At 40.9% G+C, this 15140-nt stretch carries 6 protein-coding genes and 1 tRNA gene; 4 read left to right on the top strand and 3 right to left on the bottom strand.

The features are described from left to right. Nucleotides 1–4: 4 nt before the first annotated feature. The 3 genes from ACFOUY_RS04755 to ACFOUY_RS04745 all read left to right on the top strand — a co-directional run bounded on the left by ACFOUY_RS04755 (nt 5) and on the right by ACFOUY_RS04745 (nt 3595). On the top strand, nt 5–1525 hold the full coding sequence (locus ACFOUY_RS04755) for a RagB/SusD family nutrient uptake outer membrane protein (protein ID WP_378959321.1): 1521 nt from the start codon (nt 5–7) through the stop codon (nt 1523–1525). After that, nucleotides 1519–3372 (top strand): alkaline phosphatase, encoded by a 1854-nt coding sequence (locus ACFOUY_RS04750; RefSeq protein ID WP_378959320.1) that lies wholly within the window; start codon nt 1519–1521, stop codon nt 3370–3372. The genes ACFOUY_RS04755 and ACFOUY_RS04750 overlap by 7 nt, the downstream gene beginning before the upstream one ends. 150 nt (nt 3373–3522) lie before the next feature. Then, nucleotides 3523–3595: transfer RNA gene (locus tag ACFOUY_RS04745), tRNA-Lys, on the top strand. 93 nt (nt 3596–3688) lie between these two features. On the opposite strand, the gene ACFOUY_RS04740 is transcribed toward ACFOUY_RS04745, so the two are convergent. The 3 genes from ACFOUY_RS04740 to ACFOUY_RS04730 all read right to left on the bottom strand — a co-directional run bounded on the left by ACFOUY_RS04740 (nt 3689) and on the right by ACFOUY_RS04730 (nt 13776). Next, nucleotides 3689–5059 carry a sensor histidine kinase gene (locus tag ACFOUY_RS04740; RefSeq protein WP_378959319.1) on the bottom strand — a complete coding sequence of 457 codons (1371 nt, stop codon included), beginning with the start codon at nt 5057–5059 and terminating at the stop codon, nt 3689–3691. A 1135-nt stretch (nt 5060–6194) separates the two neighbouring features. Further along, a complete protein-coding gene (locus ACFOUY_RS04735; protein ID WP_378959318.1) occupies nt 6195–7064 on the bottom strand; it encodes a PorP/SprF family type IX secretion system membrane protein in 870 nt (289 codons plus the stop codon). 4 nt (nt 7065–7068) lie between these two features. Beyond that, nucleotides 7069–13776, bottom strand: a complete 6708-nt coding sequence (locus tag ACFOUY_RS04730; protein ID WP_378959317.1) for an MBG domain-containing protein — start codon at nt 13774–13776, stop codon at nt 7069–7071. A gap of 301 nt (nt 13777–14077) precedes the next feature. Here ACFOUY_RS04730 and ACFOUY_RS04725 point away from each other — a divergent pair, with 301 nt between their 5' ends. Then, nucleotides 14078–14920 carry a PAS domain-containing protein gene (locus tag ACFOUY_RS04725; RefSeq protein ID WP_378959316.1) on the top strand — a complete coding sequence of 281 codons (843 nt, stop codon included), beginning with the start codon at nt 14078–14080 and terminating at the stop codon, nt 14918–14920. Nucleotides 14921–15140: the final 220 nt, after the last annotated feature.

The following is a 15140-nucleotide window of genomic DNA, read 5'->3' as shown; positions in this document are numbered from 1 at the left end:
CAAAATGAAAACGAATATAAAATACCTTGCAATATTAGCAGTAACTGTTTTTGCTTCATGCACAAAACAATTAGATATCGTACCAGAAGGCTCACCATCTGCACAAAACTTTTGGAAAACAAAAGAAGATGCTATTAAAGCTGAAGCTGGTATGTATGAAAAATACAATGAAGAAGATTTTTACGGCCGAGGCATGTTCTGGTTTATCAATGCCAGCGATGATATGGTAACTGGCCGTAACAAACCTGAAGCCGATAACATTAAAAATTTTAACCGTACTTATATTGGCGGAGGCTACACCGAATCTCAGTGGAGCATGCGTTACGCCATAATTAAGAGAGCGAACGATATTATTTCCAATGTTCCTGGTATTGCGATGGATGATAATCTGAAAAAACAAATAATTGGCGATGCGTACTTTAATGCGGGTTTGGTTTATTTTCAGCTTGCTGCAAATTATGGTAATGATAAAGCAGGGATACCGATTGTAATGCCGGAGTCTGATGCTTCAGTTGCTATTCCAAGAGCCAAAAATGTAACAGAGAATTACGATTATATTATCTCGTTATTTTTAAAGGCAGCAGATAATCTTCCAAACTTTACTGCAATGGCAACCACCGATTACGGCAAAGCGCACAAAACCGCTGCTTGGGCTTATCTATCAAAAGTTTATTTGTACAAGAAAGACTATGCGAATGCAGCTAAATATGCCGATATGGTAATCAATTCGGGTCAGCATAATTTGTTGAGTAATTTTGTAGATGTTTTCAAAGCCTCTAATAATTGGTCTAAAGAGTATATTTGGTCGGTAGTTTGTACGCCTAATGGTGGCGGTACAGGTTGGGGTAGTAAATTGCCAGGCGTAATGTTAACTAACAAAGCCTGGGGGATTTATAACGGGTGGGGTTATTATTTGCCAACTAAAGAACTTTTTGATTCTTACGAAACTGGCGATTTACGTAGAGATGCTACCATTTTAAAACCTGGAGATAAGTTTATGTTCTTTGGTGCTGAACGCAGTTTTACTAAAGATGCAGGTGCCACATCAAATTATCAGTTTAAAAAATATATGGAACCGTTTTCTTATGCAAATCCAATCCCAACTCACGTAAATCCTAACGGAGATAATGGTACTACTGACTTGAATATGCCTTTGATGCGTTTTGCAGAAGTGCTTTTAATTAAAGCAGAAGCCGCCATTAATTTAAATGGTGCAGGTGGTGGCGATACAGAATTGAATAAAATTAGAGTTAGAGCAGGGTTAGTTTCAAAAACCGGGATGACGTTGACCGATTTAAAACGTGAACGCCGTAATGAGTTGGCTGGTGAATGGGCCGATCGCCATCGCGATTTAGTAAGATGGGGAGACGCGGAAACAACCTATGCCAAACCATTGCATGATTATGATGGCGCTGTAATCTGGCCAGCAAGAACTTTCAATCCACAAGTGCATGATGTTTGGGCGGTTCCGCAAAGAGAGATTGATAATAGTTCGGGCGTAATAAAACAAAATCCAGGATGGTAAAAAAGACTAAATTTATTTGGTTGTTATTTATAGGCTTTGGCATTCAGTCGGTTTCTGCACAGCAGAAACTGACTGCCAATAACGGCCATAGTCATAACGATTATAAGCAACAAATCCCTTTGCTGGAGGCTTATTATGCAGGTATGGGTTCGATCGAAGCCGATGTATTTTATCGTGATGGAGAATTATTTGTAGCGCATGAGAGTAAAGAAATAGAGTCTGGGAAAACATTAAAAAAACTTTATCTAGAGCCTTTGGTCGCCTTTTTTAAGGAAAACGGGAATCATGCTTATTCAAATCCACAGCTAAAACTTCAATTGGTTATCGATATAAAAGATGATTACCAAAATGTTTTAGCCACGTTATTAAAGCAACTTAAGGATTATGAACTGGTTTTCGACCATGATAAAAATCCATCAGCTATAAAACTTTTGGTAAGCGGAAACATCCCACCTGTTGATAAATTTAACGACTATCCAGCCTTTGTTTATTTTGATGGTCGGCCTGGTAGAAATTATACATCCGAGCAGCTGAAGCATGTAGGGATGATTAGCGATGATCTTACTAAATATTCTGTTTGGAATGGAAAAGGTACACCAACACCTCCTGATTTAGAAAAAATGAAAGCTTTAATCGCCGAGGCGCATAAAGCAGGTAAACCATTTCGGTTTTGGGCAACCAAAGACAGTCCGAATAGTTGGAAAGAATTGGAACAAATGGGTGTTGATTGGATTGGAACCGATCATCCGACGGCATTAAGTGGTTTCTATAAAAACAGAAGCAAATTAGAGTTTATCAACCCAAATGGATATCAACCTTATCAGCCTACATACAAAAATGATGGTTTACAAAAAAAGGTAAAAAATGTTATCCTTCTGATTGGTGATGGTATGGGGCTGGCACAAATTCAGGCTGGTTTAACGGCAAATTTTGGGCAATCGAACATCGTAAACATTAAGCACATTGGTTTTTCGAGAACTGAGGCTTTAAATTCTGACTTTACAGATTCTGCAGCTGGTGGAACAGCAATGGCAACTGGACAAAAAACGAATAATCGTTATATTGGTGTTGATGCAAGTGGTCAGTCATTAACTTCCATTCCAGATCGTATGTCTAAATTTGGTGTTAAAAGTGGCATTATCAGTAGCGGCGATATTACAGATGCAACTCCAGCTGCTTTTTATGCGCACCAAATTGAAAGAACGATGTCGCAGGAAATTGCTGCCGATTTTCTCAACAGCCCTATCGATATTCTTGTTGGTTCACGCCGTAAAAGTTTCATGGAGGGAAAGAATATTGATCTGATAAAGAAGTTAGAACATAAAGGCTATCAAATTAAAACGAATCTATCCGATTTTACTTCATCAGGAGCAGGTAAACAAGTTGTGCTTTTAGATGACTCTGCGACAAGAAGTATTATTGCTGGTAGGGGCGAAATGCTTAAAACATCATTACTTAAAACCATTTCTATTTTGTCGAAAAACCAAAAAGGCTTCTTTATTATGGCAGAAGGTGCACAGATAGATTACGGCGGGCATGCAAATAATTTGCCTATTGCGGTAACCGAACAACACGATTTTGATAGACTTTTAGGTGAAGCGTTAAAGTTTGCTGATGCGAATGGGGAGACTTTGGTAATTGTTACGGCCGATCACGAAACTGGCGGGCTATCGCTTTTGGATGCATCATATAAAAAAGGCATCGTACGTGGAAACTTTAGTACCGATGATCATACAAACATTATGGTGCCAGTTTTTGCATATGGTCCAGGTTCTGGAAATTTTATTGGAGTTTATCCAAACACCGCTATTTTTAAAAAAATTATCGAAGCCTATGGGCGGGAATAATTATTAGTTAATAACTACTGCTTATAACTATCTAAAGATGTTTAAAGCGGTATTATGGGCAAAGATTAAGTTTGTTTTAATTTTTTTTTAAAAAAATATTGTGAATTGAATTAAATTCCTATATTTGCACCTCCTTAAACAAAGGGAAATGATTCCGTAGCTCAGCTGGTAGAGCATTACACTTTTAATGTAGTGGTCCTGGGTTCGAATCCCAGCGGGATCACGAGATGCCTCAATGAAAATTGAGGCATTTTGCATTAAAAAATATTACTAAATCCCCCTGTATAAATATCACTTCTGTGATATCTACCTGCGCTCAGATTCTCTCCGCCAAGGGCAGGGAAATGAAAAATTTGGAGCCTTTGTTCAAAATACTTTCAAAACCGATTTTACCACCCATTCGTTCTATAAACTCCTTGCATAGAACTAGTCCCAGTCCAACTCCCTTTTCATTATTTGTACCGTAGGTAGGTACTGCTTTGATCGAAAAAATATTTTCCTGATCGCTCGGTGCGATCCCTCTCCCATTATCAATTATCGTGATTTCACATCCATGGTTGACAATATGGGCTTCTACCTTGATTATACCACCGTTTGCCGTAAATTTTACCGCATTGCTGATCAGGTTGCGCACGACGATTTGCAGCATATCTATATCGGCCACTACCATCAGCTGCAAAGGGAGAGCATTAGCAAGTATAATGTCTTTCTTCAGGGCATAAACACGTGCCATTTCTATGGTACTTTCTAGAACATCCAATACATTTACTGACTCCAGCTGCACAACAGATCCGCCCATCTGAGATTTAGACCAGTTCAACAAATCAGAAAGCATAGTGATGGTATGGCTGGTGGCACTCTCCAAAGATTTCTCGATCGCATGCCGCTCTTCAGCACCCAGCACGTTTTTATTTAACAGACTAAGGTAACCTTGAATACTGACTAAAGGTGCCCTCACATCATGGGATATGATGGACATCAAATTGTCTTTCTCCAAACTGCGCTGTTCCAGCTCGTCTTTCTGTCGCAAGATTTGCTCTTTGCTGCTTTCTATTGCAATTGTCTTTTGTTGGGCGTCCACGCGTTCTAAATCATAACTGCGCCTGATAAACCTGACAACGATATAGATAACGAACACGGGCAATGGAAAAGCAGTCATTCGATCTATAAGTTGCCCTTTACCCTCAGTGAAGGGATATTTTATAAATTCAGGATAATAATAGCCAATGGCATGCAAAGCGAAAAACCACAACAAATAAATGACCAACCACTTTAGGTGCTGTCGATAAGGCGAAATGACCAGCAAAACCAACAAATAGGCTGGCCAGATTATGTCGGTTGAGCCGTTAATGCCAGCAATTGCAAAATAATTTAGTCCAAAAACCAACAATCCCATTAACCCGAAAATTGTGTTGTTGTGTGGCTTATCCTGGAACCTGGAATAATAATACTGGTAAATGAAGAATAGACTGATGAATAGCGCAGAAACAGACCCTACATATAGACCTGCAATCAAATTGTAGGGTGCATAAATCATCGATGCCGCGATCAGGCCAATACTAACGGAGTGAAATACCCTCCTTTCCAAAGAAAACCGGGCTGGGTTGCCAATGAGCGCTAACCAAAAGCTGGTTTTGCCATATTTAGCTTGAGAGGAAAGAAAATTAAAATTAACGAATTTCGCCATATTATAGTTTGAAAGAATGAGTAGAACCAGTTCAATGTCCAGGTAGGAGAAGAGGAATAGTTTTCTTCTCCTACCATGTTACGTGTCTGCTGGATGCCAAACAAAAGGTATTAAACTGAATGAAAGCTGAAATTAACTATTTAACTGTTGATTGGAAACCAATTCATTAAAACCCTTTCCATCAAACCAATAAAACAAAGACAACCAATGATTTACAACAAATTTATTTCTGTTGAGATGGTGTCATTCTTTCCTCGTTTATCCATTATCCAAATTTAATGATTATTAAGCTATCGCCGAGGGATTTAATCGGTTTAAATCTGGAACCGAACATGGAAATTGTTTTTCAATATCTAGATGAACTGTTAGCGCTAAAGGAGGAACCTGTCCCCAAACGGAAGAGGATCGGGTCTAAGCCTGATGAACTGTAGTGTTTAGAAGCCAAATTGGATTTCCGTATATACCATAGTGAAAACCCCTGGGTAGTGAAGTGGGCTTTCACTAGTAGAGATTCATTAGACTGAAATGGTGAACAGTAGTCAAAACAAAGCCAATAAATTCGAAATATAGATGTCTGTAAGTAGAGTTTCAAAGGACTTTACGGATTGAAGTGAGAGAAAAGAGCCTGTGGTTCATTTTATTGAGTTGGAAATTCAATTCAATTTCATTCTTCTATCCATAGAGGCGCTATGCTTAACTCTACGGACAGGGTTAGCAGCCTACAACGGTTTTGCTTTCCATTATCTTTCTACCTGGTGCTTTGCGTCTGGTGACTATAAAAACAAGAGTTCAAAAAGCAGAATATTACAACCGTAAAATATGTCAGTAATTTTATAAAATCATCTTACGATTTGTTCGCAAAAGTGGTTACACCTTAATCATCTATTCCATTTAGTTGAATATTTTCTCAAACTGCAAGCTGCTTCGAGATAGCTTGCCAATGTATTTGATGGTGGCGCTAGCAGAACAGCAACAACCTGGAAAAACAGTCAGTACGCAAATCAAAATTATCACTCGCCATTGCTTGAGAAAATAATGGATTTTACAGAAAGGGAAACCCTGGTTTTAAATTTCCTCTTAACCAAAAACGACAGGTACCTGAAAAGCACCTGTCGTTTTAAAAGTGTTGAGTGGTTTACCAGTTAATGCCGAGGTTAATCTCAAAACTACCAGCGGTATAATCACCTAAAGAACCAGTTTGGGTGTTATAGGAGGTATTAATATTGTATTTCCTTTTATAGTGCAACCCAACTCCAAAGCTTGAAGCCTTGCTGGTATGATACATCGCTGTAAAAAGCAGCTGCTGATTGGCCATTCCAAATTGCGCGCCGACATCAACAATACCTGCTATATCTTTAAAAGACCGATAAGCAACTTTAGGTTGTAACTGAGTTTCACCCAGTTGAAAATTATATCCGGTAGAAGCATAAATTACAGGTGTGTTGATCAGTTTAAAATTATCTTTCTTGAAATAATTTTTAAGATTTACCAAGGCAAAATCCACATTGAAATTTGTTGAAGTTATCCCAATACCAAAATCCCCGTCAAAATAAGTTCTGTGGTCGCTATTATAAGCGCCAACCTGGCCGTCATTCTGGTTTCCTATCAGGGCCTGCATGTCTATCCTTTGATTCATAAAACCAGCAGATAAACCAAAATGTATCTTTGCAGATTCATTAAGTGGAAGGTGGTAAGCATAAGTAGCCAGAATTCGGGTTTGCCTTTGCAGGCCGGCCTTATCAAGATTCATATTTATTCCTAAGCCTACCTTTTCCCATCCATAAGTTGCAGTTAGATTTTGTACCAATGGGGCACCTGGAATATCATTCCATTGCGAGCGGAACGTCAGATCTGCTTTTCCGCCTTCTGCCAGCCCGGCCATGGCTGGGTTAGCAAGGTAAGTATTGTTAAAATACTGGTTTAATAGAGGACTTGTTTGAGCCCTTACGTTCGAAACACCGATAAGAGCAGCCAGTATCCAAATTGTTGTTTTAATACTTTTCATTTTCTTAACGGTTTCTGATAATTGTAATAAATCCCTTTTGAACAAGTTTATTTGGACCATAGGTAATGACGTAATAGTAAGTGCCTTCAGCAAGGTCATTTCCCCCAATGGTTCCATTCCAGCTACTATCATAGGTTTTCTTACTGTACATTTCTCTGCCATTGCGGTCAAATATGCGAACTTCATTGTTCGGATACATATCGATGTTCTGAACAATCCAGGTATCATTTACGCCATCACCATTTGGTGTTAAAATGTTACTCGCAATCAATTTATAATCTTCAGCTACTTTAATGGTGAAAGATTCTGAGCTGCTACATCCGCTGGAATTGGTTACCCGAACTGTATATGTAGTCGTTTGTGCCGGACGAACCGTAAGCGGAGCCGTATTTTGTCCGCTGATGATGCCACTTGTTGTAGACCAGCTATAAGTCGTTCCTCCACTGGACGTTAATACTGCTGTTTCACCTTTGCTAATTTCCGTTCCTTTATTGCTTACAATACGTACTGATGGAATTGCATTGATTGTTAAAGTGCCGTTTAGGTATACAAAACTGTAATTGTTTGAAACCCCGGCAGCTGGTACAAGCACAAAGTTACCGGCAACATTTCTGTTTGCCGTCGTACTAACCGTCGGTTTAGTACTTAATGAGCTTTCTGTATCGCCGGCCGTGAAACCGGCGTAGGTTACAGCGAATGTTGGAAAACCATCTGATTGACACATTACCGCGTTGCTAGCAGTTACTGTAATTATTTTCTGTTCGATGGATAAATCAGCACCGGCATAAGTTAAAGTATAATTACTGTTCAATGCAAGTGTTCCCAAATTGATTGCATAAGTACCAACGTTTTCACCCGGTAGCCGGCTCAAGCTGCCGCTGAAACTATCCCCTTTGGTTAATGCCGGAGCAAAGGCATATGTTAGTGCAGGATCGGCATCACCATAGGTTTTGCTTTTCGCTGCCGCAGTAACTGTAATTATTTTCTGTCCGATGGATAAATCAGCACCGGTATAAGTTAAAGTATAATTACTGTTCAGGGCTAATGTACCCTGGTTGATCGCATAAGTACCAGCGTTTTCACCCGTTAACCGGCTTAAGCTGCCGCTAAAACTATCCGCTGTGGTTAATGCCGGAGCAAAGGCATAAGTTAATGCAGGATCGGCATCACCATAGGTTTTGCTTTTCGCTGCCGCAGTTACCGAAATGGTTTTCTGTCCGATGGATAAATCAGCACCGGCATAAGTTAAAGTATAATTACTGTTCAATGCAAGTGTTCCCAAATTGATTGCATAAGTCCCAACGTTTTCACCCGTTAACCGGCTTAAGCTGCCGCTGAAACTATCCCCTTTGGTTAATGCCGGAACAAAGGCATATGTTAGTGCAGGATCGGCATCACCATAGGTTTTGCTTTTCGCTGCCGCAGTAACTGTAATTATTTTCTGTCCGATGGATAAATCAGCACCGGTATAAGTTAAAGTATAATTACTGTTCAGGGCTAATGTACCCTGGTTGATCGCATAAGTACCAACGTTTTCACCCGTTAACCGGCTTAAGCTGCCGCTGAAACTATCCCCTGTGGTTAATGCCGGAGCAAAGGCATAAGTTAATGCAGGATCTGCATCACCATAGGTTTTGCTTTTCGCTGCCGCAGTAACTGTAATTATTTTCTGTCCGATGGATAAATCAGCACCGATATAAGTTAAAGTATAATTACTGTTCAATGCAAGTGTTCCCAAATTGATTGTATAAGCACCAGCGTTTTCACCTAGTAACCGGCTCAAGCTGCCGCTAAAACTATCCCCTGTGCTTAATGCCGGAGCAAAGGCATAAGTTAATGCAGGATCGGCATCACCGTAAGTTTTGCTTTTCGCTGCCGCTGTAACTGTAATTATTTTCTGTCCGATGGTTAAATTAGCACCAACATAAGTTAAAGTGTAGTTGTCGTTCAATTCAAGTGTTCCCTGCGTAATGGCGTAAGTATTTACCTCTTCTCCCGCATCGCGGACTAAAGTACCTGTAAAAGCATCCGTACCGACCAGCGTTCCGGAAGTAATCGCGTAACTCAGTGCCGGTTCAGCATCACTGTAAGTTTTACTTTTTGCGTCGGCAGTTACCGTTATTGCATACGGATTTACAGTAAGTGTCTGCTGCATATCTGTTGCAGCATAATGTGTTAGATCGCCAACTTGTGAAGCCGTAATGATAGAAGTACCTGCGCCTACTATATGTATTTGTCCACCAACTACAGTCGCTACCGCTGGGTTCATGCTGGTATAAGTAATCGGTATTCCGGTGTTATTGCTTGTTGCTCCCGGATTGAAATCGAGATTTCCGTACGTTTTTGCCGTTAAGGTGTTGAAGGTTATAACTTGCGCTGCTTTATCTCTGGTTACTGTTACGGTATAGGATTTAGTCGTTGTCCCGTCCTGCGCTGTTACAACTGTGGTGATGGGGTTTACTCCTACCGACAGGTTGATGTTTTCCGAAGCAGATCCGCTGGTAACGCTTTTACCGCTCACTTTTACTGTGGCCGTATTATCTGACACATGTGGGCTGAGGGTGATGGAACTTGTCGCATTACTCACTGCTGCTGTATATTCTAATGTTTCCGTATTAAATACCGGGTTCAACATTCCTGTACTTAAAGTTAGTGAAGAAAGATTCGGATTGGTTAAAGGTGCAGCCGTGGTTATAGTACAGCTTGCTCCGTAAGGCGTCCAGATTCCGGCTACTTCGGCACTTACATCAATAGTATAAATGGTATTGAAGGTATAAACAGGCAGACTGATCAATTTGGCGGATGCGGTTGGCGAGGTAAGAATCTGTTCATTACTACCTTCCCTGACGCGGAAACGGTAGGCGCTTGCCGTAGGAACGTTATCTGCATGAACATCTCCGGTCGTATTCAAAACTGTTCCACAGACATTTATTGCTAACCGGGTAACAGGTGTAGTCATTGTTGTGACGTTACATGCTGGTCCGAAAGCAGTCCATGTTCCATTTCTCTGCACGGCAACCTCGACGCTATATACGGTATTGTAAGCATAAAATGGTACGGAACTAAGCCGAATAGATCCCACGTTTGATTCTAAGGTAATCGTATTGACACCTTGCTTTACTTTGAACCTAAAAGATGTTGCAGGAATAAGATCCTCGTGAATCTCTCCGTCTATCGTCGTTAAAACCGTTCCGCACATTTCTGTGGATATCTGAGGTACAAGCACTGGGGTAGTTACATTACATGATGGCCCATAAGGGGTCCATATCCCATTCACAAAAGCAGCAACCCGGATGCTGTATGTGGTATTGAACTCATAAGAGGGCATGGCGGCGAGCCTGGCGAAATTTGTTGGCACATCCAGGGAATCTGTTTGGTTATTTGTGGTTATCCTGAGCCGGTAAGCCGTTGCGGTAGGCACATAATCGATACTAATCTGCGAATCATTGGTCGTTAAAAGTTTTCCGCAGTTGATTAACGATACCTGAGTTAGAGGTGTAGTCATTGTTGTGACGTTACATGCTGGTCCGAAAGCAGTCCAGGTTCCATTTCTCTGCACGGCAACCTCGACGCTATATACGGTATTGTAAGCATAAAATGGTATGGAACTAAGCCGAATAGATCCCACGTTTGATTCTAAGGTAATCGTATTGACACCTTGCGTTACTTTGAACCTAAAAGATGTTGCAGGAATAAGATCCTCGTGAATCTCTCCGTCTATCGTCGTTAAAACCGTTCCGCACATTTCTGTGGATATCTGAGGTACAAGCACTGGGGTAGTTACATTACATGATGGCCCATAAGGGGTCCATATCCCATTCACAAAAGCAGCAACCCGGATGCTGTATGTGGTATTGAATTCATAAGAGGGCATGGCGGCTAGCCTGGCGAAATTTGTTGGCACATCCAGGGAATCTGTTTGGTTATTTGTGGTTATCCTGAGCCGATAAGCCGTTGCGGTAGGCACATAATCGATACTAATCTGCGAATCATTGGTCGTTAAAAGTTTTCCGCAGTTGATTAACGATACCTGAGTTAGAGGTGCAGCCAATGTTGTGACATTACATGCTGCCCCATATTCACTCCAGATGCCGTTCACGTTTGCTGAAACATCTACGGTATAAGTCGTATTGTAAGCATAAAAAGTTGTTTTGTACAGTAACGTTTGTGCGATTGCTTCTTCGATGATCTGTGCGGGGCTGTTGCCTTGTTTTACTCGGAAACGGTACGCCGTTGCCAGGGGTATCCCGTCTGAACGGACCGCGCCGGCTAAATCCGTTAACACTGTTCCACAGAACACTGCCGCTATCTGGGTTACGGGTACAGCAGGTGTTGTTACCAAAATTGCCGCGCCAAATGCATTTAAGGTTGCGCCTGTCTTAACCGCAACATCCATACTATATTTGGTATTATATGCATAATTGGGAAGCTGGATGAGCTTGAAGGAATTTGTCGGGACGTCAAGCATTTGTACAGCAGCACCCTCGGTAACCCGAAAACGATAGCCGGTTGCTAAAGGAACCGGGTCTGCAGTGATCACAGAATCTGTATTTGCCAATATTTTTCCGCTGAATGATTCACTTATCTGGGTCGTAGGCGCCTCACTGTTTACCAGGTATGCTGCGCCATAATTACCCCAAATTCCGCCTACCTGAGCCTGAACGTCTATAGTATAACTGGAACTATAATCATAACTGGCCAGCTGGGTAAGCCTGAACGAATTAGTTTGTGCATCAAGGATTTGCATATCCACGCCCTTGATAACACGGAAGCGATAGCCGGTTGCAAGAGGAAGCGGATCTGCGGTAATCGGATCATCGATATTATCCAACATTTTTCCGCGGAATACATCGCTTATCTGAGTCAAAGGTTCGGGGGTGTTTAACACGCTTATTGTTCCATAATCGCTCCAGATTCCACCTACCTGAACTTGAACATCTATGCTATAACTGGTGCTGTAGGCATAACTAGCAAGCTCGGTGAGCTTGAAGGAGTTGGTTTGAACATCAATAGTTTGCACATTAGCGCCTTGGGTAACCCGAAAGCGATAGCCGGTTGCCGAAGGAACCGGATCTGCGGTAATCTCAGAATCGATACCCGCAAGCGTTTTGTCGCTGAGTGAAGCACTCACTTTGGTGATAAAAGGATTATAGCGAAAAATAGATACTATCTTTAAGTTAGTTCCAGCCAGATCCGGCCGTCCATCACCGTCAATATCACCGATAGTTACGTCCTGAAATACCTCAGTAAGGAGGCTTTTAGCTGCAAAGGAAGCAACAGAAATTGCACCGCTACTATTGGTATTGCGAAAAACGGATACCCTACCGTCACTGTTAACCGCCACAGTCACGATGTCAAGTTTGCCATCCCCGTCGAGATCGGTAATTGCTACCGTGGTCACCTTGTTATCTGCAGCTAAGTCTACTTTTGCAGCAAAGGAAATAGTGCCAATGGATGAAGTATTTTCAAAAACAGATACCGTACTACTGGTCGAGTTAGCAACGGCTAGGTCGGGTTTACCATCGGCATTAAAATCTCCGAGTGCCGCCTTTACAGGCTTAGTGCCTGGAGTTAAGGAAATTGCAGTACCAAAAACAATATTACCAGTTGTAGAAATATTCGGAAAAACAGCGACTAACCCGCTCACTTTATTAGCCACTGTCATGTCTGCTTTTCCATCTCCGTTAAGATCCCCTATTGCTACATTTTCAGGGCCGCCGGTAGTAAAGGTTGCGGCAGCTATCGCATCGGCAAAGCTAATGTTGCCGGTGGTTGAAGTATTCCGAAAAACAAACACCTTTCCGTCTCTACGGTTACTTACAACAACTTCGGGCCTGCCGTCATTGTCAAGGTCGCCAACGGTGATACTAACGCCATTGAGCATACTGTAGTCTACTTTTGGGGCAAAGGAAATAACACCACTGGTCGAGGTATTAAGAAAAATGGATACCTTACCGGAAGCCTCCAGCACAACCAGCTCGGGCTTGCCATCACCATCAAGGTCGCTTACCGCCAGGCCAGCAGGAGCGCCATCTATCGGTCGTTCAATTTTGTCAGCAAATGAAGCCGAGGTAATTGTACCGCTGTTTGCAATATTGCGAAAAATGGTTACCGTATTGGTGCCAGTATCACTATTAGCCGAAACCACGTCGGCTTTACCGTCGCCGTCAAGGTCACTCGTTACCATGTACTGAGCGGTTGAAGTGTTGGCAGGATAGAGATCCTGTTTAGAGGCGAAATTGGCCTTTGTAATTGTGCTGTTATTCGGGCTAAACGTAACGATAAAAGGCATAGCGGAATAACCCGTTAACTGGGTGTTGCTATTCAATACGGATATGGGCTGGAAAGTGGCTCCCACAGGAACCGTCACGGTTAAGCTACTTTCGGTAGCACCCGTTACTGTGGCCCTTGTGGCCCCGAAAAACACCATATTACTGGCTTTCGTTGAATTAAAATTTGTACCATTTATGGTCACCGATGTACCTACAGGACCGCTGGAAGGGCTGAAACTAGTGATTATTGGGGATGCATTCGCCGCCAGATTGCTGTAGCGTTTACTATTTTTATGAGAAGCCTTAAATATAGAAGTTCCAGTTACTGTACCACTTGAAACGTTGGGATGATGAACGCCTGGAACATGAGCCCACCCCACTGATGTATATAATGCAAAAAAAAGAATTATTGTACTTTTTAGGGTATAGAATTTTGCCATAAGTCTTTGACGATAAGAATGTTAATTTGATACAGTTTTAGATGTTGCATTATTTTATGATAAGCGTGAGTTCATCTTCATAAGTAAATGCATTGTTGGGAACTTTGTAGAATATGAAAAGCTTAATTTTAGTCAAAAATCAGGCTTAAAAAGCGAACAAAACTGCCAAAATACTAAACTAGACTGCCAAATTAACGGTTACAACAACAGTTGATTATTGAAACAATTAGAACCTTTAATTTTAAAGTCGCTTTAACTTAAAAATTTATGATCATATTTGAGATCAGCAAAGTAATTTCTCGTGGATATAGTGAGTATTGATACCTTATTTGATTTAGAATACTTTTTTGATTTATCACCCGATCTGCTTTGCATAGCAGGTTATGATGGCTATTTCAAAAAAATAAATCCGGCGGTTTCAAAAACATTAGGTTATAGTGATCAGGAATTATTTGCAAGACCAATTAATTCCTTTGTTCATCCCGATGACCAGGAAATAACATCAAAAAACAGGCAAAATATAACGAAAGGCCAGCCACTTATTAATTTTGAAAATCGTTACATTACAAAAAGCGGCGACATTATATGGCTATCATGGACCTCCATGCCAATAAAACGAGACAAAATGGTTTTCGCCATTGCTAAAGTCATCTATAAAAAGAAACTTGATGAATATTGGAGAATATTGAATGCGCTGGATTCAGATGATCAGAAACGCAAATCTTTCTATGCTAATCAAGCCGGTAAGGAACCATTAAGTACTGATCAAATTTGGTTAGATCAACTTGAAGTAACAATTAAAAAGTATATCGGTAAAATAGAACTGACCAATAACTTATTAAGCAGCGAATTAATTATGAGCGAAAGGCAGTTATTCAGAAGAGTTAAAAGTATACTAGGCATTACACCAAACAAATTTGTACAAATTATACGCTTTAAGCTAGCTTCTGAAGCTATTGCTACAGGTAGATATAGCACACTTGCTGAAATTTCAAATATAGCTGGTTTTGACACACCCGCATATTTCAATAAATTATTTAAGGAAGTACATGGTATCAATGTTTTGGAGGCACTTCATAAAGAATCTCAGGCAGCAAGTACCTTAGGAAATTTTCCTCCACCTAAAATCTTTCGAGAAGAGTAAGTCGGGAATACTTGAACAACATATGGAGAAAATAAAGAACAAGTTAGAAAATCAGGATAATTATAGTTTTTAGGATATTATTTCTAAGCTTAGTTTAGAAATAATAATGACACTGGAGGGTGTAAAATAAACTGTGTCAAAAGTTAAAATCACTAACTTTAGATACAGTTTGTTATGACGAGAGAAGAACAGCTCGATTATGAGCTAATGAAGCAAAAAG

The sequence above is a fragment of the Pedobacter jamesrossensis genome (assembly GCF_042650905.1).
Taxonomy (GTDB): domain Bacteria; phylum Bacteroidota; class Bacteroidia; order Sphingobacteriales; family Sphingobacteriaceae; genus Pedobacter; species Pedobacter jamesrossensis.
This window is presented reverse-complemented; position numbering and strand designations above follow the sequence as displayed.

Excerpts from the sequence above, each read along its gene's own strand:
- ACFOUY_RS04755 (WP_378959321.1), top strand. The coding sequence starts at position 5 with ATGAAAACGAATATAAAATACCTTGCAATATTAGCAGTAACTGTTTTT.
- ACFOUY_RS04750 (WP_378959320.1), top strand. The coding sequence starts at position 1,519 with ATGGTAAAAAAGACTAAATTTATTTGGTTGTTATTTATAGGCTTTGGC.
- ACFOUY_RS04740 (WP_378959319.1), bottom strand. The coding sequence starts at position 5,059 with ATGGCGAAATTCGTTAATTTTAATTTTCTTTCCTCTCAAGCTAAATAT.
- ACFOUY_RS04735 (WP_378959318.1), bottom strand. The coding sequence starts at position 7,064 with ATGAAAAGTATTAAAACAACAATTTGGATACTGGCTGCTCTTATCGGT.
- ACFOUY_RS04730 (WP_378959317.1), bottom strand. The coding sequence starts at position 13,776 with ATGGCAAAATTCTATACCCTAAAAAGTACAATAATTCTTTTTTTTGCA.